The following is a 22,011-nucleotide window of genomic DNA, read 5'->3' as shown; positions in this document are numbered from 1 at the left end:
ACCGCTCGACCGCCCCGAGCGAGTGCGGTCGGATGCCGACGCGGTCCGGCACGCTCCCACCCGGAACCGACGTCCTCACCCGCCCTTCGACCGCTCGCCATCCTCCAGTACCTGTGTCCGGTCGCTCTCGCCGTCGCCGCCCCCGACGATCGCCTCGATGTCGTCGAGCCCCAGCAGCTCGCGCTCGGACTCGTCGAACTCGCGGCCCTCCAGCCCGTCGCCGACGGCCGTGTCGCTACCCGAGAGCCGCCGGCCGTACCGGCCCAGCGTCGAGGTGAGTTCCTGCGGGAGCACGAACGTCGTCGACTCGCCCTCGCCGATCTCGACGAGCGACTCCAGCCCCTTGTCGACGATGGCGCGCTCGCCCATCGACTCGGCGGCGTTGGCCCGCAGCACCGTCGCGACGGCGTCGCCCTGAGCCTCCAGCACCGACGCCTGCTTCTCGCCCTGCGCGTTCAACACGTTGGCGACCCGGTCACCCTCGGCGGACTCGACCGCGGCCCGCCGCTCGCCCTGCGCCTCGAGGATCATGGCGCGGCGGCGGCGTTCGGCGGAGGACTGCTGCTCCATCGCGTCGCGGACGACGGGCGTCGGCAGCACCTCGCGCACCTCGACCATCTCCACCTCGACGCCCCAGTCGTCGGTGGGGCCCTGGAGCCCCTCCCGGATGCGGGCGTTGATCTCGCTCCGCCGCGAGAGCGTCTCGTCGAGCTCCATGTCGCCCAGCACCGCCCGGAGCGTCGTCTGGGCGAGCAGGGCCGTCGCGTTCCGGTAGTCGTCCACCTGGAGGAACGCCCGCTTGGCGTCGACGACCCGGACGTACACCACCGCGTCGGCGGTGACCGGCGAGTTGTCTCGCGTGATCGCCTCCTGTCTCGGCACGTCGATGGCGACGGTCCGCAGGTCGAACCGGTGGGTCCGCGAGACGAACGGCGGGACGAGATGCAGGCCGGGGTCGAGGAGCCCGCGATAGCTGCCGAACACCGTGAGCGCCCGGTGTTCGTACGCCTGGACGATCTCGACCGTCGAGATGACGGTCGCCAGCACGAGCGCGGCGAGGAGGAACCCGAGCCCGACGACGGGCGTGGCGAACACGCCCAGCAGGAGCGCGACGACGGCCGCGAGGCCCGCGAGGCCGACGCGGGAGGGCCCTCGTTCGCCCCCGCCGGACGCGTCGCGGCCGGCGCTCAACCGTCCAAGCTGTCGGAAGAACGACCGCCCGGCCTGATCCATGGTCTCACCTGGCACGCCCGGCTACTTACCGATTTCGCGGAATCAGTCGCCCTCGGGTGCCGCCGTGGCGGCGTCGGCGCCCTCAGCTTCCCCCTTTTCTCCGTCGTCTCCCCCGTTCTCGCCGCCAGCTCCCCCGTCTTCACCGTCGTCGCCGGCATCGCCGCCCGAATCGTTCCCGTCAGTCCCGACTCCGCCCGCCCCGTCGTCGGAGCCGTTTCCGTTCCCCGCTGCGGTGCCGCCGCGGTCGTCGTCACCGTCGTTCTCCCCGTTCCCGCGACCCTCGCCCGGCCGGTCGTCCCCGTCCTCCTCGGCCGTCCCGTTCTCGGTCCCGTCGGCGGATTCCGAGCCGTTCTCCCCGCGTTCCGCGCCGGGGTCCTCCGGCGGACCGCGCTCGTCGTCCGCGTCGCTGTCGCCATCGGCCGCCCCCTCGGCGTCGTCGTCCTCGGCGTCCGTTTCCCAGGGCGGGCCGACGTCCTCGGGCGGCCCGCCGAGGCCGTTGCCGGCGTCATCGCCGGCGATCGCCCGGGCGGCTTCGGCCGCCTCGCCGTCGTTCAGCGCGTCCGCGTCGGCCCGGAGCGCCGCCAGCCTGGAGGCGTTCACGCCGCGCGCCTCGGCCACCGCGGGCGGCAGGCTGCGCGCGACCTCGGCGGTCTCGTTCAGCCGGCGCTCCAGCCCGCGGGATTCGGCCGCGACGGCGGCGAGTCTGGCCCGGTACTCGGACTCGGAGATGCTCCCGTTCTCGTGGCGCTCACGGAGCGTCGAGCGGCGCTCGCCGAGGCGTTCGAGCCGCTCGCTGGCCCGTTCGGACTCCCGCGCCACGACGCCGGCCCGGGACTCGTTCGAGTCGGCCGCGGCGAGCCGCCGGTCGAGCGTCCGTCCCTCGATCTCGCCGTCGACCTCGGCGCCCTGGACGGCGACCGCGCCGGCGAACTGCGCGCCGGGCTGGATCCCGTCCCCCGACGGCTGGCTCCCGACCGCGGCGGCCGCCGGGAGGCCGGCGACCACGAGCATGGCTGCCGCCAGCAGGGCAGTCGGTCGTTCCATGGCTCGGGTCACGCGCCCCGTCCCCATATATCGTCCACTCGTCGAAGCCGCCTTCAGCCGGGTTAAGCGACGGGAAGCCACCGCAGTCGCCCGATCAGGCTCGGTCGCCGCCGTCCGGGTCGTCGTCGTCCGAGTCGTCACCGTCCGGGTCGTCGTCGTCCGAGTCGTCACTGTCCGGGTCGCGGCCGGTCCCCGTCCCGACTCCCTCGTCGTTCCCGTCGGCCGCCTCGGGGAGCCTGAGGACGTTCTCCCGGCCGAGTCGGAAGCTCTCCAGCTCCCCGTCGTCCCGCAGGTCGCCGACGACCTGGCTCGTCCGGGCTGCGCTCCAGTCGAGCGCGTCGGTGACGCGGGCCTGCTTCAGCCGCCCGCCGTTGCCCTCGACGAGCCGGAGGACGCGCTCCCGGGGGCTCAACAGTTCCTCCGGCGGTCCGTCGTCGGTCGGTTCGAGGTTCGCCTCCCCGCTTCCAGCGGCGGCCGTGGTCGACCCGCCCGTACCGGGTTCGTCCCGTGGACCGCCGGATCCGGTGCCGCCGGCGTTCCCCGACGATGTACTCCCCGACGCCGCGCCGCCGTCGCGCCCGAGCGGCGCGACCGGCAGTCCCGCCCCGCGCCGGCGGTACCACACGCCGCCCACCGCCGCGAGGAGGACGAGTCCGGCGAGCGCCGCGGGGAGCGTCCCGACGGGGAGCGGGGAGGCCGGCGCGACCACCAAGCGGGGCTGGTCCGGGCCGAACCCGCGCTTGCCCTCCCACGTCACGCTGCCGTCGGTCCGCTCGTCGGCCGCGGGATCGACCGACCGGACCTCGTACCCATCGGGCCACGTGACCGTGAGGTCGGTCCCGGCGTCGAGGAACAGGCCGGCGAGCGCGTCGCCGGCGACGAGGCGGTCGCCCTCGACCCCGGCGAACCCCTCCCAGGTGAACGTGTACGCCACCACGCCGAAGTCCTGGAACGGGTCCCGCTCGGCCGTCACGGAGACGTTCCTCACGGCCATCTCCCGGCCGGTGGCGTTCTCGGCCGCCGCGACCGTCGAGCGCATCCGCGCGGCGAACTGGTCGCCGTAGGCGCTCCGGTTCGCCTCGACGTCCTCGCGGAGGCTCTCGAACGCCGCCGTCGCGTTCTCGTCGTCGAGGCGGATCCGGTAGGCGATTCGCCACTCGGCGGTTCCGTTCGAACTGACGTGTGCGCGGAGCGAGACGCCGTCCGGGTCGACGTCGCCGGTCTGGAGGAACGAGGCGAAGCCCCCGCCGTTCTGGGCTCCTGCCGTCGCGGGGACGGCCGCGCCGAGCAGCGCCAGCGCGAGCAGGACGGCGAGGACGCGTCGCATGTCCCGAGGAGCGACCGGGGTGGCAAAAACCGTTGCCGTGTGTCCCGACGCCCTTCCGTCCGATCGTGTCGGCCGTCGAAGGGTTTCGTTCTCGGGCGATGCTGGTGTCGGATCGCCGGCCGATACCGTCGGATCGCCCAGCGCTGCCGTCGGGCTTTTGACCCCCGACCGGGATTGGGGGCGCATGGACGTGGATGACCTGCTGAAACTCGTGCTGGTGCTGGTGCTGGTGTGGCTCGTGCTCGAAATCGTCGGCGAGGTGCTCGGGCTGTTCGTCGGGGCCCTCGCGGCGCTCCCCTCGATCCTGGGGGTCCTCGTCGCGGTGCTTATCGTCCTCTGGCTCCTGGACCGCATCTAGGAGCACGCCGTGTTCAGCCTGAACGTGCCGGTGCCGCCCGCCGCGCGGCGGATCGCCGCCGACGTCGCGCCGGAACTGACCGCGTTCCGGACGGTTCGCAAGCGACCAACCATCGTCGTCAAGCGGTTCGGCGACGACCGCTCGCTCAACCGCCTCCGCGAGCAACTGCGCCCCACGCTCGCCGACGTGCGGCCGTTCGCGGCCAGGATCACCGGAGTCGAGACGTTCGACAACCCGCCGAACGGCGACAGTCCGGTGGTCTATCTCGCCGTCGAGGGCGAGGGGCTGCGGGACGTCCACGAGCGCGTCGTCCGGGAGTTCGGCGCGGTCGAGGGGCTCGAGGGCGACGAGTACGACCCGCACGTCACGCTCGCGAGAGGGGTCGCCGAGGACCGCGACTCGGCCGAGGCCGCCGTCGAGCGGCTCCGGGCGCGCGGGCTCGAATCCGAGCCATGGACCGTCTCGGAGCTCGGCATCTGGACGAAGGAGTACCGGGAGTTCTCCGCGCGGTTCCCGCTCTAGGCGGTCCGGTCGGCCGTACCCGGACGCTACCGCACCCGGAGCCGATCGGCAGCACGGCGTTGCTCGGTGGCGAGCAGCTCGGCGGGCGCTGACGGTCGTCGACCGGGTCGCTCGGCTTCCCCGTTCTACTCGTCGGCCAGTCGCGTCCGGTCGATCGGAACCGCGGTCAGCCCGCCGGCGTTGCCGTTGGCGTAGGCGTACAGCACGACCCCGGCCTCCTCGTCCACGGCGCGCTTGAGCGTGCCACTGAAGTCGTCATCCCGGAACTCCGCGGGGACGAGCCGTGCGTCCGGCGGCCACGGCGTGGAGGCTTCCGAATCGTCGGCGGACGAGTCCTCGTCCGGCCCGGTTCCCGCCACCGGTTCGAACGCCGGCTCGTCGTCGGTCTCGGAGGGCTCACCGTCACTCATGTCGGTGTTGCGGTCGAACAGACCCATAGTGTGACGTTCGAAGCGGGGTGGCAAGAATCACTCGGGCCGGGACTGCTACCGTTTCATCCGGAGCGGACGAGTCGGGACGTCGCTCCCGGAGTTCGAGACGGTACTCCCAGAGCTCGGGAGGACGCTCCCGGCGGCGCGCCGGACCGGTTTCACGCTCACCAGTCGTAGTCGGTGCCGTGCACGTCCACAGCGTGTCGCCGATACGCCTCCATCGTCGGCAGCCCGAAGTCGATGCTGCCGTACCGGGTCGGAAACGTCCGCCGGTCGGGGTGGCCGGCGCCGAACACGAGGTCGAGCCGCGGGTCCTCGCCGATCGGGTACACGTCGGCGTCGGGGGCGTGGTCCCGGACCGTCGAGAAGTAGGAGTCCGGTGCCCGCGACACGAGGTCGTCCAGTTCCGCCCCGACGTACAGGGTGAGGTGGGAGAAGTCCCGGACAGGATCGACGTCGGCGAGCGCTGCGAGGTAGCCGTACGTCTCCTCGGCGACGTCGATCTCCACGGTCAGGTCCGCCAGATAGAGCTCGTAATCGACGACCGCGAGCACGTCGGCCGCGCCCTCCTGTTCGACCAGCGCCCGGGCCTGCTCGCGGGCCACGCCGGTCTCGGTCTCGAACTCGTTCATCGTCCCGAGCGACGGTTCACGAATCCACGTGAAAAACGTGCGTTTCGGCCGGATCGGATCCTACTACCGGTTCAGCGTGTGGATCGCCCGCCCCATCGCGTTCTCGGCGGCCTCCATCACGGCCTCCGCGAGCGTCGGGTGGGTGTGGATCGTCGCGGCGACGTCTTCCAGGGTCGCGCCCATCTCGATGCCGAGCGCGAGCTCCGCGATCAGCTCCGACGCCTCGGGGCCGACGATCTGGCCGCCGAGCAGGAACCCCGACTCCTCGTCGGCAACGACGCGGACGAAGCCCTCGGTGTGGCCCGTGGTGAGCGCCCGACCGGACGCGTTAAACGGCATCTGGCCGACGACGGGGTCGAACCCCTCCTCCTCGGCCTCCGCCTCGGTCATCCCGACCGTGCCGATCTCGGGCTCCGTGAACACCGCGGCGGGGACGGTCTGGTAGTCCAGCGCGGCCGGCTCGCCCGCGGCGACCTCGGCGGCGACGATGCCCTCCTTGCTGGCCTTGTGTGCGAGCATCGGTTCGCCGGCGACGTCGCCGACGGCGAAGATGCTGTCGACCTCGGTGCGAGCCTGGTGGTCCGTCTCGATGAAGCCGTCCTCGTCCGGTTCGATGCCGACCGCGCCGAGTTCGAGCGTGTCGGTGACCGGCTGGCGACCGACCGCGACAAGCACCGCGTCGCCGGCGTACTCGGTCTCCATCCCGTCCTCGGTTTCGGTGGTGACGACGACGCCGTTGGGCGTCTCGCGCCAGTCGCTCGCGCCCTCGCCGAAGTGGAACTCGATGCCCAGCTCCTCGGCGCGCTTCCGGACGACGCGCTTGACGTCGTCCTCGTACCCCGGCAACACGTCCTCCAGCATCTCCACGACGGTCACGTCACAGCCGAGCTTGGCGAGCATCGTCGAGAGCTCCATCCCGATGTAGCCCGCGCCGACGACGACGAGGCGGTCCGGCACGGCGTCCATCGCCAGCACGTCACGGGAGGAGAGCACCTGGTCGTCCGAGAAATCGAAGCCGGGGATCTGGATCGGCCGGGAGCCGGTGGCGACGATGGCGTGTTCGAACTCGATGGACTCGCTGCCCTGCCCCTCGCCGCCGTGGGCGACGCGGAGTTTGTTCTCGTCGGCGAAGGTGGCGGTGCCCTCGATCAGGTTCACGCCGTTCGCCTTGCAGAGCTTCTCGACGCCGCCCGTGAGCTGGTCGACGACGCCGGACTTCCACTCCTGCATCTGGGCCACGTCGACCGCGGGGTCCGCGTGGATACCCATCTCCTCGGCGTTGCCGGCCTCGTGGGCGACGTCCGCGCCGTGGATGAACGCCTTCGAGGGGATGCAGCCGTGGTTCAGGCAGACCCCGCCGTAGGCGTCCCGCTCGATGAGGGTCGTGTCGAGCCCCTCCTGGGCGGCGCGGATGGCGGCGACGTATCCGCCGGGTCCAGCGCCGATGACAGCCACGTCCGTGCCGGTCGAGATGTCTCCGACGACCATCTTGTCCGTGGCGTGTTCGTCCGGAGTGATAAACTGGCAGGAATTGCGGCTACGGGTTGGTGGGTGGTCGTGGCCGGTTGGTGGATGGCGGTGGTTGGTTTCGGCATCACCGACCGCAACGGCTCGAAAGCTCCCGCGGGTGTCGGTTTTGGTGTTGGTTCGGTCGTCGTTTCGACCGTCTCGAAAGCCCCTGCGGCTCTCGACTCCCGCGGACCGCGCTGCGCTCCTCGCTCCCTTCGGTCGCGCTGTCGTTCGAAAATCGAAGATTTTCGTGATGACGAGAGAGCGGAGCTCTCTCGAACCACGGTGCTTACGGGTCCGGGGTTCGTCGGGAGCCGCGGCCCCTTTCAGTCCCACCCACCCGCCACGCACCGCACAGCCACACGCCTCCCTTACCTCGGAGCAAGCTCCCCGGAACTCACCCTCGCTTCGCTCGCGTGAACAGCCGATTCGCTCGCAAGCTCGCTCATCCCTCGCGCGCATCCGGCGCGGCTCCGTCCGCGCCGGTACGCGCCGACCGCGACAGAAAGCTGGACGACGCAACCGGAATGCCGTCACTCGGTCCGGAACGCGCGGTCGCCGGCGTCGCCCAGTCCGGGCACGATGAACCCCTCGTCGTTGAGGTGGTCGTCGATGGCGACGGTCAGCAGGTCCGCCTGCGGGAACTGCTCGCCGACGCGAACCAGGCCGTCCGGGGCCGAGACGGCCGAGAGGACGAACAGGTGCTCGGGGTCGGCCTCCTGGTCGAGCACGTGGTCGAGGACGGTACACATCGTCGAGCCGGTGGCGAGCATCGGGTCGGCGACGATGACCGTGTCGGTCTCGGTGATCTCCGGAAGCTTCGTGTAGTCGATGCTGATGGGGAACGTGCCGTCCTCGCCCATCCCGGCCTCCTCGTCGCGCCCGGCCGAGATGACGCCCTGCTTCGCGCGCGGGAACGCCTTGAGCAGCCCCTCGACGAACGGCGTCGCTGCACGGAGCACGTTGATGATGACCACGTCGTCGAGCCGCTTCACGCGCTCGCCGGTCGTCTCGGCCAGCGGCGTCCGGATCGAGACGAACTCCGTCTCCATCGCGCCGTCGATGATCTCGTAGCCACAGATGCGGCCGAGCTTCACGAGCCCCTTCCGGAAGCCGACCTGGGACGTGTCGACGTCGCGGAGCCGCGAGAGGGTGTCCTTGGCGAGCGCGTGGGTGATGAGGTGCGCGTCGCCGCGTTCCTCGATTGGCATATCCGAGAGGCCAACGCGTGTGGCCATAAACCCCGGCGGAACGCCGGCTCCGGGGTCGTGAGCCTCACGCACGGCCGCGGGCGAACCCTCGCCCGCTCGTCGCCAGAGACCGCCGAAGCAGGATCGACGAGCCAAGGAAAATCGACGATCGTCGTATCCCAATACGACGTCCGGCAACCGAAACCGCGGCTTTCGAAACGTTTACCCGAATTTCGGGCCGCAGTTTACGTGGTATGACGAAGGTTAGCATCATCGGGGCGGCCGGCACGGTGGGCGCCGCGGCCGGCTACAACCTCGCGCTCCGGGACGTCGTCGACGAACTCGTCTTCGTCGACATCCCGGACCAGCGGGAGACGACGGTGGGACAGGCGGCCGACACCAACCACGGCATCGCGTACGACTCGAACACGACGGTCGTGCAGGGCGAGTACGAGGACACCGAGGGCTCGGACGTCGTCGTCGTCACGGCCGGCATCCCGCGCCAGCCCGGCCAGACGCGCATCGACCTCGCGGGCGACAACGCGCCGATCATGGAGGACATCGGCTCCTCGCTCGCCGAGTACAACGATGACTTCGTCTCCATCACGACCTCGAACCCGGTGGACCTGCTGAACCGCCACCTGTACGAGGCGGGCGACCGGGACCGGAACCAGGTCGTCGGGTTCGGCGGCCGACTCGACTCGGCGCGCTTCCGCTACGTCCTCTCCGAGCGCTTCGATACGCAGGTGAAAAACGTCGAGGCGACCATCCTCGGCGAGCACGGCGACGCCCAGGTCCCGGTCTTCTCGAAGGTGCGCGTCGACGGCCGGGACCCCGCGTTCTCGGCCGACGAGCGCGAGGAGATCCTCGGCGACCTCCAGGAGTCCGCCATGGACGTCATCGAGCGCAAGGGCGCGACCCAGTGGGGTCCCGCGACCGGCGTCGCCCACATGGTCGAGGCCGTCCTCCACGACACCGGGGAGGTGCTGCCGGGCTCGATCGCGCTCGACGGCGAGTTCGGCCACGAGGACACCGCGTTCGGCGTCCCGGTAAAGCTCGGCGCGAACGGCGTCGAGGAGGTAATCGAGTGGGACCTGGACGACTACGAGGCCGACCTGATGGACGAGGCCGCCGGGAAGCTCTCCGAGCAGTACGAGAAGATCTCGTAGTCGGCACCGACCGTCGATCCGAGGGCCCGATTCCGTTTTCCGGACCCCCTGCAACCGACACCGAGCGCTCCCCCACCGACAGATTCACCTCACGAGAGGAACACGTTCCGCATCGTGACGCTCCGAAGCCGCCGTATCGCCGTCTTTCTCGCGATCACCTTTGCCGTCTCGTGGGCCACCGCGGGCGTCATCTACGCGACCGGCGGCCTGACCGACAGCCCGACCGTCCTCGGCCCGCTGACGCTCGCGGGCGTCCTCCTCCCGACGACGTACATGTTCGGTCCGGCCGTCGGAAACGTCGTCGCCCGACTGGCGACCGGCGAGGGTCGGTCGGATCTCATGCTCCGCCCCCGCGTCAGTGGGAACCTGCGAACGTACGCGGCCGTCTGGGTCGCGCCGCTCGTCCTCACCGCCCTCGGCGCGCTCGTGTTCTTTGCCGTCTTCCCCGACGCGTTCGACCCTTCGATGCGAGCCGCCGCCGAGTCGTTCGCCTCCGCCGGCGCGACGGGGCTCGACCCGACCGTCCTCGTCCTCGTGCAGGTCGTCGCCGCGGTCACGGTCGCGCCGCTCATCAACGGGCTGTTCGCGTTCGGCGAGGAGTTCGGCTGGCGGGCCTACCTCCTCCCGAAACTGCTCCCGCTCGGCACCCGCCGGGCGGTCCTCCTCCACGGCGTCGTCTGGGGCGTCTGGCACTGGCCGCTGATCGCGATGGGCTACGAGTACGGTTTCGGCTACGTCGGGTTCCCCTGGGCCGGGTTCGTCGTCTTCCTCGGGTTCACCGTCTCGCTCGGCGTCCTGTTCGCCTGGGCGACCGTCCGCGAGGGGAGCGTCTGGCCCGCGGCGATCGGCCACGGCGCGGTCAACGCCGTCGCGGGGCTCGCCCTCCTGTTCCTCCAGGGCGACCCGAACCCGCTGCTCGGACCGCTACCGGTCGGAGTGCTCGGAACGGTCCCGTTCGCCGCGCTCGCCGTCTGGCTCCTGTACCGGTCGCCCGCCCTCGACGAGGACGAGACCCCGGCGGCGTAGATTCAAGTAGGAAACCGGGACCAGCACCGCCGTGACCTGAGAGCGGTCGCGGCGGGACGCGCGATTGTGCGGTCCAGTCCGTCGCGATGGGCCGAATCGTCGGACCGCCTGTCAGCCAAAACTGTTTACAGCCGCGAGCGGAGCGCTTCGGCCGTCTTCGCGCCGACGCCCGGAACGTCCCGAAGGTCCTCGACGCTCGCTCCGCGGACGTTCTCGACCGAGCCGAACCGCCGGAGCAGGCGCCGGCGAGTCTGCGGGCCGACGCCGGGCACCTCGTCGAGCACCGTCGAGACGTCGTCCCGGAGCGTCTGGTGGTACTGGACCGCGAAGCGGTGCGCCTCGTCGCGCACCCGCTGGAGCACGTGGAGCGCGGGGTCGTCGTCGGGCCAGTCGCGGACGCCGTCGGTCGTCACGACCAGTTCCCGGTCCTTGGCCAGCGCGACGGTCGGCACGTCCCAGCCGACCTCCCCGAGGGCGTCCCTGGCCGCGCCGAGCTGGCCGTCGCCGCCGTCGATGAGCAGCAGCCCCGGATCGGGACGGTCCTCGCGGCCCTCGACCGCGCGCTCGGCGCGCCAGCGGACGAGGTCGCGCATGTTCCCGTAGTCGTCGTTCGCCTCGTGGAGCTTCTTCCGCCGGTAGTCCGACTTCTCCGCGGAGCCGTCGACGAAGCAAACGTTCGAGCCGACGACGTGTTTCCCCTGCCCGTGGCTCACGTCGAACCCCTCGATCCGGTCGGGTCGGTCGATGCTCAGCCGGTCGCCGAGCGCGGCGACGCCGTCCGTGCGCGTCGGCGCGCTCCGGGCGTTCTTGAGCGCCAGTTCCACCAGCTTCGCCTCCCGACCCGTGCCGGGAACGCGGACCGCGACGTCCTCGGCCGCGAGCCAGTCGAGCACGTCGCCGTCGTCCGGACGTTCCGACAGGAGGATCGCGTCCGGGAGCTCCCGCTCGGCGTAGTACTGGACGAGGAACGCCGCGAGCACCGCGGCAACCCTGTCCTCGCCCTCCGGGGCGTCGAGCGAGTGCCGGGTCCGGTCGACGAGTTGTCCGCGCTCGCTGTGGAGCCGCGCGACCGTCGCGGCGTCACCCTCGAGGGCGGCACCGAGCACGTCGACCGCCCGTTCGTCCGACCGGCCCGAGACCGCCGCCTCGCCCTCGCCATGGAACGACTCGATGGCGTCGAGCCTGTCGCGCAGGTTCGCGGCGCGTTCGTACTCCTGCTCGCGGGCGGCCTCGTCCATCGCCCGCGTGAGCGGGTCGGCGAGCACGCCGGTCTCGCCCTCGAAGAATCGCGTGACCGATTCCACGTCAGTCCGGTACTCCGCCTCCGCGATCTCCCCGGTGCAGGGTGCGCTACACAGGCCCATCTCGTAGTCGAGACACGGGCGGTCACGCCCGGCGTACTTGTGGTCCGAACAGCCCCGGAGGCCGTACGTCTCCCGGAGCGCCTTCACGGCGGTGTCGACGCGGCCCTTGTCCGTGAACGGGCCGAACACGGTCGCACCCTCGGCCGGGTCGCGCGTCACCTCGATGCGCGGGACCGGGTGGTCGGTCAACTGCACGAGCGGGTAGGACTTGTCGTCCTTCAGGCGGACGTTGAACCGCGGGGTGTGCCGCTTGATGAGGTTCGCCTCGAGCAACAGCGCCTGCGTCTCGGTGTCCGTGACGGCGAACTCCAGGGCGTCGGCCCGCCGGACCATCCGTCGGACGCGGGCCGAGCGCGGGTCGGCGTACGAGCGCACCCGGTCGCGGACGTCCACCGCCTTCCCGACGTAGAGGACGGCGTCGTCCTCGTGAAACTGGTAGACTCCGGGCTCGCGGGGGAGGGCGTCGGCCCGGTCACGGAGCTCCGTCGCGTCCATCGCCCCGTCCTCGGCGCTCCGACCGCTTGAGGGTGACGCGTTCGACCGTCACGCCGGTATCACATGTGAGTATTGGGGGGTAACGTTAACGGGGTTCCTCCATCGCGCTGGAAGCATGCGGTCGCTACTCAGTCGCCTCCGGGACCGGTTCGCGTCCGAACGCGATCCGGTGCCGGACGGAGGTGTCGCCGTCGAGTCGGGAGCCGACGTCGACGCCCTGGACGTCGAGGAGGACGAATCCGAGCTGAACGTCGACGACGACCTGCTGCTCGACGGCGTCGGGTCGGCAGTGTTCATGCTCGATTCGAGCGGGACGATCGTCGCCTGGAACAGGGCCATCGAGGACCTGACGGGCGCATCGAGCGAGGAGGCCGTCGGGCATCCACACGCGAGCGAGATGTTCTACCCGGACGGCCGGCGGGCCCAGACCCTCGCTGACAAGGTGCTCGAGACGCCCGAGTCCGCCCACGAGGAGTACGACATCTCGGTGGAGGACGAGGCGCTCTCGCTGTACGCCGACACGAGCGTCATGACGGACCAGCACGGCGACGAACGCCACATCTACTTCACGGCGATGCCGCTGTACGAGGGAGACGAACTCGTCGCAGTCATCGAGACGGTCCGCGACCGAACGGAACAGGTTCAGCGACAGGAGGCGGTCGAAGCGCTGGTCGACGAGGTTCAGGGGACCATCCAGCTGCTCATCGACGGGCACCTCGAGGCGCGCGCGAACTACGTCGACGAGGACGACTGTCTCGACGAGCGGCTCCTGGAGGTCGTCGGCGAACTGAACGAGATGGCGGAGGCGTTCGAGTCGACCGCCCTCGGCGTCGACGAGCAGACGGCGCAACTGGAGGGCTCCGTCAACGAGGCGGTGGATGCCGCCGAAGACATCGCCGAGAACGTCGCCGAGCAGAACGACCTGCTCACGGAGGGCGTGAGCGAGATGCAGACGTTCTCCGCTTCGATGGAGGAGGTCGCCGCCACGGCCGAGGAGGTCGACACCGCGGCCGAACAGGCCCGCGAGGCCGCGACCGAGGGGCTCGACGCCTCCGAGGACGCGCGCGAGGCGACCGACGACGTCACGGACATCGGCGAGGAACTCGTCCAGTCGGTCACCGACCTGGGCGAGCGCATGGACGACATCGAGGACGTCGTCGAGGTCATCTCCGACGTCGCCGAACAGACCAACCTGCTCGCGCTGAACGCGAACATCGAGGCCGCACGGGCCGGCAAGGACGGCGACGGCTTCGCGGTCGTCGCCGAGGAGGTGAAGACGCTCGCCGACGAGACCCGCCAGCACACCGAGCAGATCACGGGCAGCATCGAACAGCTCCAGAACCAGACGGACTCGACGGTCGTCGCCGCCGAGCAGTCACACCAGCAGATCGACCACGCGGCCGACCAGATCGACGACGTGCTGGAGGCGTTCGAGGACATCGCGGCCTCCATCGACCAGGCGGCCGACGGCATCGCCGAAGTGTCCCGCGCGACCGACGACCAGGCGACGACCGTCGAGGAGCTGACCGCGACCATCGAGGACGTCCGCGAACGCTCGGGCGAGACCGAGGACGCGGCCGACCGCATCGTCGCGGCCACTGACGAGCAGACCGACGCCATCGAGGACCTCTCCGAGCAGGTCCGCGAACTCCGCGGGCAGGAAACGGCCACCGACGGCGGGCGCGACGACGAGTCGGTCGAGTACCGCGCCGACGGCGGCGTCGACGTCGGCCGGGAGGCGGTCGAGGACGGCGACGACGCCGGAGTCCCCGAGGACGTCGGCGGCTTCCAGTTCGGCTGATCGTCGCCCGGCCCGCACGGAGACGGCTCACCTTTTCATCCCGTTCGTCCGTATCCGGTCACATGCACCTGTGGCTCGTCGAGCGCGAGTACGACACGAGACAGACCGTCTCGCTCACCTACGCGAGCGAGGACGGCGAGCGGTACTACCGCCGGCAGGCGTCGGTGGAACTGCTCTCCCGGAACCCGGCCACCGCGGGGATCGAGCGACCGGAGTCCGAGCTGGGACTCGTCGAGGACGAGGAGACGGTAGAACGGTACGCGAGCGAGGCGCGGCGGGTGGCCGACCGCCACGACCCGGACGAGGAGATCTAGGGCGACGCCGGGCGTCGAGCCGGGCTCAACACCACTGTTCGAGCACCGGCGCGTCCCGCTCGCCCACGGATAGCCACGCGTCCTCCCGCGCGATGTCGGCGATGACGAACTCGGAACTGTCCTCGTCGACCGACGCCATCACCTCTGACTCCGTGCGAGCGGGTGTCATGGATGCTACTCACATACACGGGCGTATAAATCAATCGAATCGACACCATCGACGCGCGGCCGGGAGAATCGGCTGCTGTCGGGGAATTTCGGCGAAAATGAGACCGGCGCTCGGGCGTCACCGTCCGACTGAACCGCGAGCAGGGCGGGTCGCTCGTGTCGCCGTCTACGTGTTCACGGACTCGAGCCGCTGGCCGACGACGACCCGCCCCTTCGCCGTCAGCTTCGTGCCGGTCTCCGTGTCGACGACGATGCCCTTCTCCGCGAGTCCGTTCAACAGCAAAGTGAGCGGCTGGGGGTCGATGTCGACGACGGCCGACAGCGAGACGCCCTCGCCGGCCGAGTAGAGCGCGACGAGCACCTCCAGTTCCTCCTCGTCGAGACTGACGTCGGCCAGTTCCTCCTGCACGTCGGCGTAGCGCAGTCGGATGTACCGCCCGAGCAGGTTCGTCTTCCGGGCCGAGTCGATTCCGACCTCGGAGGTGGCCGCCGTCCCGTCCTCGATGTGACGGAACGTGACGACCGGGTGTGGGCCGTTGCCCAGGTCGCGGTCCGCGCGCTCGACCGAGATGACCGTCCCCAGATCGACCGTGAACGGCCCGCTCTTCCGCTTGAACGTGAGCGAGCCGTGCTCGAGCTTCAGCGACGCCTTCTCCGCGTCGGCGTCCGTGACCCGACCGCCCAGCCGCGCCGGGTGGCGAACTAGCGCGGTCGTCCCGTTGAGCAGCACCTTGAACAGCACCGTGCCGAAGCGGTCGATGTTCGTGTCCGAGCCCTCGACGGCGGCGACGCGCCGCTCGTCGTCGACGCGGTAGGCGATGGTGATGGTGTCGTTGAAGTAGCCCTCCATCTCCGCCGGGACCTGCCCCACCTTCACGTCGAACACCGACGAGAGGGGGATGGTTTCCTTCACCTCGTCCGCGGCGAGCACCAGCCGTCGCTGGCTGAGGACGATCCGGCCGGTCGGGGGTTCACCCCGCACGCCGGCCGCGAAGAAGTGGCCGACGAAGTCCGCGACGACCGACTCGCTCATGAAGTCCGGTTCGAGCAACCATACTTGACAGTTTCGCACCCCGTCTCGTTCGTGAAAACGGCGGGGGAGCCGAACGGGGACCGTCAGCTCCGTCGTCCCCGGCAGCCTGCCGCACTGGGAACCGTTTTGCCCCCGCCCGCGCTAGCACCGACAGCGAATGACCCACTTTCCGGAGTTCGAGGTCGTCCCCGCCGTCGACGTGAAAGGCGGCGAGACCGTCCAGCTCGTCGGCGGCGAACCGGGGACGGAATCGTCGTACGGCGACCCGGTCGAGGTCGCCCAGCGCTGGCTCGCGGCCGGCGCGCGGACGCTCCACCTCGTCGACCTCGACGGCGCGTTCGTCGGCGAGCGCGAGAACGCCCCCGCGCTCGACGCCATCGTGGACGCCGTCGGCGACGCCGTCGGCGTCCAGGTCGGCGGCGGCATCAGGACCGTCGAGGGCGCGACCCGGCTGCTGGAGGGGGGCGTCGACCGCGTCATCCTCGGCACCGCCGCCGTGGAGAACCCGGCCATCGTCGGCGAGATCTCCGAGACGCACCCGGGGAGCGTGACGGTGAGCCTCGACGCGAGGGACGGCGAGGTCGTCGTCTCCGGCTGGACCGAGGGGACCGGGCTCGACCCGGCCGAGGTGGCCGGGCGGTACGAGGCGCTGGGCGCGGGCGCGATCCTCTTTACCGACGTCGACGTGGAGGGACAACTGGCGGGCGTGAACCGCGAGGCGGTCGAGCGCGTCGTCGAGGCCGTGGAGATTCCGGTCGTCGCCTCGGGCGGCGTCGCGTCCGTGGCGGACGTCCGCGCGCTGCGGGAGGCCGGTGCCGCCGCCGTGGTCGTCGGGACGGCGCTGTACGAGGAACGGTTCACGCTGCGGGAGGCGATGGACGCCTGAGGACGTACGCTCCGATCGTCGGTGGACGGCCGAACGAGCACGACTCGGCCCGAATCGACGCCCAACGGTGCGCCGTCGACCCGGCCGTCTCCACCGTCCGCGGTCCGACTGCCCGTTTCGCCTCCCCGTCGACTCACTCGCCGAGCAGTCGTGAGAGCGACGCGACCGCGAACGTCGTCGAGAGCGCGACGAGCGCGACGCCGGCGACGACGCCCAGCGCGGTCGCCGAGGCGATGGAGACGGAGCCACCGGCGAAGGCGAGCATGGCGGGTAACTCCGATTGCATGGACCTGGTGCCACGGCGTGACGTGACATGAACCCCCCGCAGACGGCCGTCTGACGCGTCTGACGGGCGACTGACGCGTTTCCCGGTCGTCGCATCCGCCGTTCGCCGAGCGTCAGACGCGTCCCCCGTTCCCCGTTCGGAGCCGCGCGCCAGCGGGTCCCACGGTTCCGCAACCGTCTTGGCGCGCCACGCCGAGGTCCGCCCATGAGCGACCGCACGGCAGCCGTGACCCGCGAGACCGGGGAGACGGCGATCGAACTGACGCTGGGGGTCGACGGCGACGGCGACCACGAGGTCGACACGGGCGTCGGCTTCTTCGACCACATGCTCGCCGCGTTCGCGAAGCACGGCCTGTTCGACCTGACCGTCCGCTGTGACGGCGACCTGGAGGTCGACGACCACCACACGGTCGAGGACGTGGCGATCGTGCTCGGCGAGGCGTTCGACGAGGCGCTGGGCGACAAGCGCGGCATCGTCCGCTACGCCGACCGGCGCGTGCCCCTCGACGAGGCCGTCGCGTCCGTCGTCGTCGACGTGTCCGGCCGCCCGCACTTCGAGTGGGACGGCGCGTTCTCACAGGACGCGGTCGGCGAGTTCACCAGCGACATGGGCCGGCACTTCGCCTACTCGCTGGCGATGAACGCGGACCTGACGCTCCACGCCGGCGTCGAGCGCGGCCGGAACGCCCACCACGAGGTCGAGGCGCTGTTCAAGGCGCTCGCCCGGGCGCTCGACGACGCGACGCGACTGGACGAGCGGAGAAGCGAAGTGCCGAGCACGAAGGGCGACCTCTGAGCGGGAGGTCCGACACTCGCGGACGGGGTTCCCTTTTCGACCCGTGGCGGAGTAGCCGGCCACCCGATGGGTCACCGGGCGTGGGATCTCTCGATGGCGAGTGGTGAGTCCGGAGCGCCGGCGTCAGACACACATGAAATCCGGTGTTCGGGGGTCCCGACCGGGACCCGGTGACGTTCGTCCGGCGACGCTCACGCCTTCGTCAGTTCCCCGCCGTCCTCGGCGAGGATGTCGCGCTCGATGGCGTAGTCGATGATCTCGTCGACCTCCGAGACCTCGAGTTCGTACGCGCCGCTCGCGAGGTCGGTGATCTCGGCCCTGTCGACCGGGAACTCGCGGTTGTTCAGCAGACGCATCACCGTCCGGAACTCCGCGGGCTCGCCGCCCGCGCCGCCCCCCGAACCGCCGTCCTCGCCGTCGGAACCTCCGTCCTCGGCGTCGGTCCCCGCGTCGGCCGCGTCCTCCCCCTCCGCCCCGTCGTCGGCATCGTCCTCGCCGTCGTCGCCGGACTCGTCGGGCGAAGGGTCCTGCTCGGCGGCGGTCGCCTTCCGGACGGCCGCGACGTCAGAGGCGTCCATGGTGTCCGCGTCCCGGTCGTCGCTCTCGTCGCCGTTCGGCCGCGCTCGCGGCCCGCCGGCGTCGATGATCACCGCGTCGTCGGCGGGCGAGACGGGGTTCTCCGAGCGGGCGCTGGCCTGGGCGCCGTCCTCGGGACCCGTCCCGTCCGGGTCCCCGTCGTCGCCATCGTCGCCGTCGTCGGTTCCGGACTGGAGGGTGGACTGGGCGGGGTCCCGTGCCGCGCTCGGGGTGCCACCGTCGCCGACGCCGAGGCGGGCCAGCAGCGGCGCGGTGACGGCGTCGAGGGTGTCGCGGCAGTTCTCGCAGAGCACGACGCGGACCTGTTCCTCGGGCGTCGGGTCGAGTTCCGCGGGGACGACCTCGAAGGCACCCGCAGCACGGGTGCCACAGAAGTCGCAGTCGAGTTCGCGCATGGGAGGGGCGTCGGACGGAGGGGCTTTGGCTCTTCCGTCGTCCGTCGCCTGCGAGACCTGTTGCAAATCTTTCGTATCGGTCCGTCGGCGCCGTCGCGTTCGCCAGACCGGTCCACCCGGCGCGCGGCGGTCACGAGGGCTTGGCTCCCGTGAACGGCCGCACCGAGTCGAGCGCTGCGGGGGCTCTCGAAGCGATCAAATCGACGGCGGAATCAACGCGGGAACCGACACGGAAGTCGACGACGGCCGCGTTCGAGCGGGAGGACCGACCAGCCCGCACTTCACCAGCCCGCCACGACTCGTCAACACCGAACGACCACGACTCGTCAACACCGAACGATTATGTCCGCCGCGGCCGCCACCACGAACGAGCGATGTTCGACGAGATCATGGGGAAGTTCGAGGGATCGCCGGGTCAGCAGGCGGTCATCCGGCTGCTGCTCGAGCGGGGCTTCTCCGTGAACGACGAGGGCCGGGTCGTCTCGGGCGGCATCGAGATCGCCGACACCGGCATCGCCCGCGAGGCCGACGTCGACCGCCGGGTCGTGGACGCGACGACGACCGCCATCCTCGAGGACGAGGAGCTCCGGCGCATCTTCGGCAACATCACCGCGGTCCCGAGCCTGATGGACCTCGCGCCGGTGCTGGACCTGACGGTGCTCACCGTCGAGGTCGGCGACCCCGACGCCTCGGGCATCGTCGCCGACATCACCACGATGCTCGCGGAGACGGGCATCTCGCTCCGGCAGGTGCTCTCGGACGACCCGGAGTTCGCCGACGACCCGAAGCTGTACGTCATCACCGACGCGGAGGTCCCGGGCGACCTGCTCGTCGAGATCCGGGAACTGCCGTACGTGCGGAGCGTGGAGTTCTGACTCGGGGGGACGGACCTGCGGCGGGACGTGGCCCACGACGCCGGAGCCGGACGGTCGCCGCGCCGGTCCGCTCGGGCGAACGGGGGAGGACCGCTCGCCGCGGAGGACGGTCGCCGCGCGCCGGACGCGTGGTCGACGTGCCGGGCAGTCTCGACCGCTCGCAGAGGCGGCCGTGAACGGACCCTGTGGCTCCCGCTTCGCCGGAATCCCGGATTTCACCGCCGGTCCGCGAGTCGTCACGGCCGGCCGAACCGCGCACGAACCGGAGTCGAACACGACGTCAGCCCTCCTTACCGGAACGTTAGAGCGGTGCAACCGGGGTCCGTGCACCCCGGGGCCGTGCCGCTGAAGCCGAGCGTACTCGAAGTAACCCGTGCCAGCGGCGTGTTAACTATCTCTCCGCTTTTCCCCGCGGAGGCCGTCCCGTCCTCTCCCGGGAGGGACTACTATGACCGAGGAAAACCCGGTAGATCGGCTGATCGGTGACGAGTCGCGTCGGTCGTTCGTCAAAAAGAGCGCGGTGGCGACCGCGGGGATGGGCGCCGTCGCCTCGGGCGCGGCGAGCGCACAGGAGGGCGACGACGGCGTGCTCACCGAGGGCTGGCAGGCGCTGATCTTCGTCAGCAACTTCCGGCCAGCCGCCCGGTTCACCTTCGTCTCCGACGTCGTGGAGTGGACCCCCAACTACGGCGACGTCCGGGACAGCTACTTCTCGGACTACGACACCCGGATGATCAGGTGGTTGAACACCGGCGAGACGGTCCCGCTGTTCGTGGTCGAGGAGGCGGAGATCGGCGAGTACGACGACGAGTTCGGGTTCGTCGTCGACGCGGACGACGATCCGAACCAGCCGCAGGTGTTCGAGATGAACCGGGAGTGGGCACCGTTCGGGGACAACGAACAGCTCATCACCGTCGACGTCAGCCCGGTCGCCGAGGACGAGGAGGACGCGATCCTCGATACCGACGACTGGTGGGAGGAGGACGGAACCGCCGGCGGCGACGGGACCGGGAACGGAACCGGAAACGGCACCGCGACCGGCACCCCCGGCGGAACCGACACGCCCGGCGGAAACTGAGGCGTCGCAGCGTTTCGGCTCACGGCACCATCGCAGCGTCCCATTTTTCGGACCCGCCGCGTCGCCGGTTCGGGCCCGTCGCGTCGCCGGTTCGGGCCCGTCGCGTCGTGGTCGCCTCCGCGTGACTCCACGCACGCTTCACACACCGTCGACCCCGCAGTGGTGCGTACGTCGAACGCGCCCGGCGAACCGACGCTCTCTTCGCCCACCGTACCCGACTCCCCGTCATGGACGACCGCACGGCGACCCTCCTCCGACTGCTCGCGGTGCAGGCCGCGGTCGTGAGCGCCGCCATCCACCTCCTCGAAGGGCTGCCGAAGCTGCTGGTGTACCTGCCGCTCGCGTCGTTCGCGGACCCGCGGGGCTACCTGTTCGTCCCCTCGGCGCTGCTCCTGCTGGGGCTGGCGACCGCGATCGTCCGCGGGGCGCGACACCGCCGCATCTACTCGCTCTCGGCCGGCGTGCTCCTCGCCTACACCGCGGGCTACGCCTGGTGGCACCTCACCGACCACGGCGGCCTCGTGCCGAGCCACGACGTAACGAACCCGGTCGGCGAGATCGCGGCACACCTCGCAACCGACCCGATTGCGCTGGTGGCATACGTGGTCCAGATCGGCGGCGCGCTGCTGTTTCTCGCGCTGTTCGTCGGCGACCCGGAACTGCCCGAGTCCCGCGGGGCCGCGGACGGGGCTGTGGACGGCACCGCGGGAACGACGGCCGGCGAGCGCGCGGACGAGTAACCCTTTGGCCCCGCGTCACTGAGTCGAGGTATGGAGCCGTACCTGACCGTCTCCGGCCGCGCAGCCGCCGAGTTCGAGGTGCGCGGCTCGCGGTTCGTCGGCCACGTCGCCCCCGCCGACACCGTCGCGGCGGCCGAGGCGTTCGTGGAGGCGGTCGCGGACGAGTACGACGACGCCACCCACAACGTCCCGGCGTACCGGGTTCCCGCCGGCGACGGCACGGCCCGGTCGCCCGGCGAGGTCATGCTCCGCGAGTACTCGAGCGACGACGGCGAGCCGACCGGCTCGGCCGGCAAACCCGCGCTGAACGTCCTCCAGCAGGGGGACGTCGAACGCGTCGCCGCGGTCGTGACGCGCTACTACGGCGGAACGAACCTCGGCGTCGGCGGCCTGGCTCGCGCCTACTCCAGCGCCGTGAAGGAGGGGCTCGACGCCGCCGGCGTCGTCGAGGAGGTCCCCCACGAGCGGGTCGTCCTCACCGCGGAGTACGACGACTCGGGGACGGTCCGCGGGATTCTGGAGAGCGAGGGCGTCGAGTTCGACGCCGACTACGACGCCGAGGTCACGTTCGCGGCCAGGGTGGCCGTCGAGGACGCGGGCGACCTCCGCGACCGCCTGCGCTCGGCGACGTCCGGCCGCGTCGACATCGAGTGACCCGGGACCCAGTGACGCCCGAACCCCGGCCCGGAACCGTCGACCCCGTCCCGACCGGAACCGGCAGCCTCCGCTCCGGCACGTAGCTT

24 protein-coding genes are annotated in these 22,011 nt (G+C 70.9%); 12 read left to right on the top strand and 12 right to left on the bottom strand.

All coding sequences use genetic code 11. The features are described from left to right. Positions 1 to 75 precede the first annotated feature (75 nt). From RJT50_RS15790 to RJT50_RS15780, 3 genes are all read right to left on the bottom strand, one after another. Entirely contained in the window at positions 76 to 1,233 is a 1,158-nt protein-coding gene (locus tag RJT50_RS15790; protein ID WP_313692580.1) for an SPFH domain-containing protein, read from the bottom strand. 42 nt (positions 1,234 to 1,275) lie between these two features. After that, positions 1,276 to 2,277: a DUF7096 domain-containing protein gene (locus RJT50_RS15785; protein ID WP_313692579.1), complete on the bottom strand. Its 1,002-nt coding sequence runs from the start codon at positions 2,275 to 2,277 to the stop codon at positions 1,276 to 1,278. A 94-nt stretch (positions 2,278 to 2,371) separates the two neighbouring features. Next, a complete protein-coding gene (locus tag RJT50_RS15780; RefSeq protein ID WP_313692577.1) occupies positions 2,372 to 3,604 on the bottom strand; it encodes a helix-turn-helix transcriptional regulator in 1,233 nt (410 codons plus the stop codon). 184 nt (positions 3,605 to 3,788) lie between these two features. On the opposite strand from RJT50_RS15780, the gene RJT50_RS15775 reads away from it, so the two are divergent. Then, positions 3,789 to 3,962, top strand: coding sequence for a DUF7554 family protein (locus tag RJT50_RS15775; RefSeq protein WP_425499690.1), 174 nt, complete (start codon positions 3,789 to 3,791; stop codon positions 3,960 to 3,962). Positions 3,963 to 3,971: 9 nt separating this feature from the next. Continuing rightward, positions 3,972 to 4,484, top strand: coding sequence for a 2'-5' RNA ligase family protein (locus RJT50_RS15770; protein ID WP_313692576.1), 513 nt, complete (start codon positions 3,972 to 3,974; stop codon positions 4,482 to 4,484). Between the two features lie 125 nt (positions 4,485 to 4,609). On the opposite strand, the gene RJT50_RS15765 is transcribed toward RJT50_RS15770, so the two are convergent. The 4 genes from RJT50_RS15765 to upp form a co-directional block, all read right to left on the bottom strand. After that, on the bottom strand, positions 4,610 to 4,921 hold the full coding sequence (locus tag RJT50_RS15765; protein ID WP_313692575.1) for a hypothetical protein: 312 nt from the start codon (positions 4,919 to 4,921) through the stop codon (positions 4,610 to 4,612). Between the two features lie 158 nt (positions 4,922 to 5,079). After that, complete coding sequence (locus RJT50_RS15760) at positions 5,080 to 5,547, bottom strand: hypothetical protein (protein ID WP_313692574.1); 468 nt, start codon at positions 5,545 to 5,547, stop codon at positions 5,080 to 5,082. A gap of 63 nt (positions 5,548 to 5,610) precedes the next feature. Further along, complete coding sequence (gene lpdA, locus RJT50_RS15755) at positions 5,611 to 7,035, bottom strand: dihydrolipoyl dehydrogenase (RefSeq protein ID WP_313692572.1); 1,425 nt, start codon at positions 7,033 to 7,035, stop codon at positions 5,611 to 5,613. 554 nt (positions 7,036 to 7,589) lie between these two features. Beyond that, entirely contained in the window at positions 7,590 to 8,267 is a 678-nt protein-coding gene (upp, locus tag RJT50_RS15750; protein ID WP_313692571.1) for a uracil phosphoribosyltransferase, read from the bottom strand. 233 nt (positions 8,268 to 8,500) lie between these two features. Here upp and mdh point away from each other — a divergent pair, with 233 nt between their 5' ends. Both mdh and RJT50_RS15740 read left to right on the top strand, forming a co-directional pair. Continuing rightward, a complete protein-coding gene (gene mdh / locus RJT50_RS15745; RefSeq protein WP_313692570.1) occupies positions 8,501 to 9,415 on the top strand; it encodes a malate dehydrogenase in 915 nt (304 codons plus the stop codon). Between the two features lie 114 nt (positions 9,416 to 9,529). Continuing rightward, positions 9,530 to 10,441, top strand: coding sequence for a CPBP family glutamic-type intramembrane protease (locus RJT50_RS15740; RefSeq protein WP_313692569.1), 912 nt, complete (start codon positions 9,530 to 9,532; stop codon positions 10,439 to 10,441). A 125-nt stretch (positions 10,442 to 10,566) separates the two neighbouring features. Here RJT50_RS15740 and RJT50_RS15735 read toward each other — a convergent pair whose 3' ends face one another. Further along, positions 10,567 to 12,300: an excinuclease ABC subunit C gene (locus RJT50_RS15735; protein WP_313692567.1), complete on the bottom strand. Its 1,734-nt coding sequence runs from the start codon at positions 12,298 to 12,300 to the stop codon at positions 10,567 to 10,569. A 115-nt stretch (positions 12,301 to 12,415) separates the two neighbouring features. Here RJT50_RS15735 and RJT50_RS15730 point away from each other — a divergent pair, with 115 nt between their 5' ends. Together RJT50_RS15730 and RJT50_RS15725 are read left to right on the top strand one after the other, a co-directional pair. Then, positions 12,416 to 14,101 (top strand): methyl-accepting chemotaxis protein, encoded by a 1,686-nt coding sequence (locus RJT50_RS15730; protein WP_313692566.1) that lies wholly within the window; start codon positions 12,416 to 12,418, stop codon positions 14,099 to 14,101. Between the two features lie 62 nt (positions 14,102 to 14,163). Further along, complete coding sequence (locus RJT50_RS15725) at positions 14,164 to 14,415, top strand: DUF7967 family protein (RefSeq protein WP_313692564.1); 252 nt, start codon at positions 14,164 to 14,166, stop codon at positions 14,413 to 14,415. A 25-nt stretch (positions 14,416 to 14,440) separates the two neighbouring features. Here RJT50_RS15725 and RJT50_RS15720 read toward each other — a convergent pair whose 3' ends face one another. Both RJT50_RS15720 and RJT50_RS15715 read right to left on the bottom strand, forming a co-directional pair. Continuing rightward, complete coding sequence (locus RJT50_RS15720; protein ID WP_313692563.1) at positions 14,441 to 14,584, bottom strand: DUF7556 family protein; 144 nt, start codon at positions 14,582 to 14,584, stop codon at positions 14,441 to 14,443. Between the two features lie 165 nt (positions 14,585 to 14,749). Further along, positions 14,750 to 15,616, bottom strand: a complete 867-nt coding sequence (locus RJT50_RS15715) for a CheF family chemotaxis protein (protein ID WP_313692561.1) — start codon at positions 15,614 to 15,616, stop codon at positions 14,750 to 14,752. Between the two features lie 157 nt (positions 15,617 to 15,773). Here RJT50_RS15715 and hisA point away from each other — a divergent pair, with 157 nt between their 5' ends. Next, positions 15,774 to 16,502, top strand: a complete 729-nt coding sequence (hisA, locus tag RJT50_RS15710; protein ID WP_313692559.1) for a 1-(5-phosphoribosyl)-5-[(5-phosphoribosylamino)methylideneamino]imidazole-4-carboxamide isomerase — start codon at positions 15,774 to 15,776, stop codon at positions 16,500 to 16,502. Positions 16,503 to 16,635: 133 nt separating this feature from the next. On the opposite strand, the gene RJT50_RS15705 is transcribed toward hisA, so the two are convergent. Then, positions 16,636 to 16,788, bottom strand: coding sequence for a hypothetical protein (locus RJT50_RS15705; RefSeq protein ID WP_313692558.1), 153 nt, complete (start codon positions 16,786 to 16,788; stop codon positions 16,636 to 16,638). A gap of 204 nt (positions 16,789 to 16,992) precedes the next feature. On the opposite strand from RJT50_RS15705, the gene hisB reads away from it, so the two are divergent. Then, positions 16,993 to 17,583 (top strand): imidazoleglycerol-phosphate dehydratase HisB, encoded by a 591-nt coding sequence (gene hisB, locus RJT50_RS15700; RefSeq protein ID WP_313692557.1) that lies wholly within the window; start codon positions 16,993 to 16,995, stop codon positions 17,581 to 17,583. Between the two features lie 191 nt (positions 17,584 to 17,774). On the opposite strand, the gene RJT50_RS15695 is transcribed toward hisB, so the two are convergent. Further along, positions 17,775 to 18,575, bottom strand: a complete 801-nt coding sequence (locus tag RJT50_RS15695) for a hypothetical protein (protein ID WP_313692555.1) — start codon at positions 18,573 to 18,575, stop codon at positions 17,775 to 17,777. A 374-nt stretch (positions 18,576 to 18,949) separates the two neighbouring features. Here RJT50_RS15695 and trpY point away from each other — a divergent pair, with 374 nt between their 5' ends. From trpY to RJT50_RS15675, 4 genes are all read left to right on the top strand, one after another. Then, entirely contained in the window at positions 18,950 to 19,450 is a 501-nt protein-coding gene (gene trpY / locus RJT50_RS15690) for a TrpY family transcription regulator (RefSeq protein ID WP_313692553.1), read from the top strand. Positions 19,451 to 19,898: 448 nt separating this feature from the next. Continuing rightward, on the top strand, positions 19,899 to 20,528 hold the full coding sequence (locus RJT50_RS15685; protein WP_313692552.1) for a twin-arginine translocation signal domain-containing protein: 630 nt from the start codon (positions 19,899 to 19,901) through the stop codon (positions 20,526 to 20,528). A gap of 227 nt (positions 20,529 to 20,755) precedes the next feature. Continuing rightward, complete coding sequence (locus tag RJT50_RS15680; protein ID WP_313692550.1) at positions 20,756 to 21,268, top strand: hypothetical protein; 513 nt, start codon at positions 20,756 to 20,758, stop codon at positions 21,266 to 21,268. A 30-nt stretch (positions 21,269 to 21,298) separates the two neighbouring features. After that, positions 21,299 to 21,922, top strand: coding sequence for an IMPACT family protein (locus RJT50_RS15675; RefSeq protein ID WP_313692549.1), 624 nt, complete (start codon positions 21,299 to 21,301; stop codon positions 21,920 to 21,922). Positions 21,923 to 22,011: the final 89 nt, after the last annotated feature.

Origin of the sequence: Halobaculum sp. XH14 (assembly GCF_032116555.1) — an archaeon.
GTDB classification, from domain to species: Archaea; Halobacteriota; Halobacteria; order Halobacteriales; family Haloferacaceae; genus Halorarum; species Halorarum halobium.
This window is presented reverse-complemented; position numbering and strand designations above follow the sequence as displayed.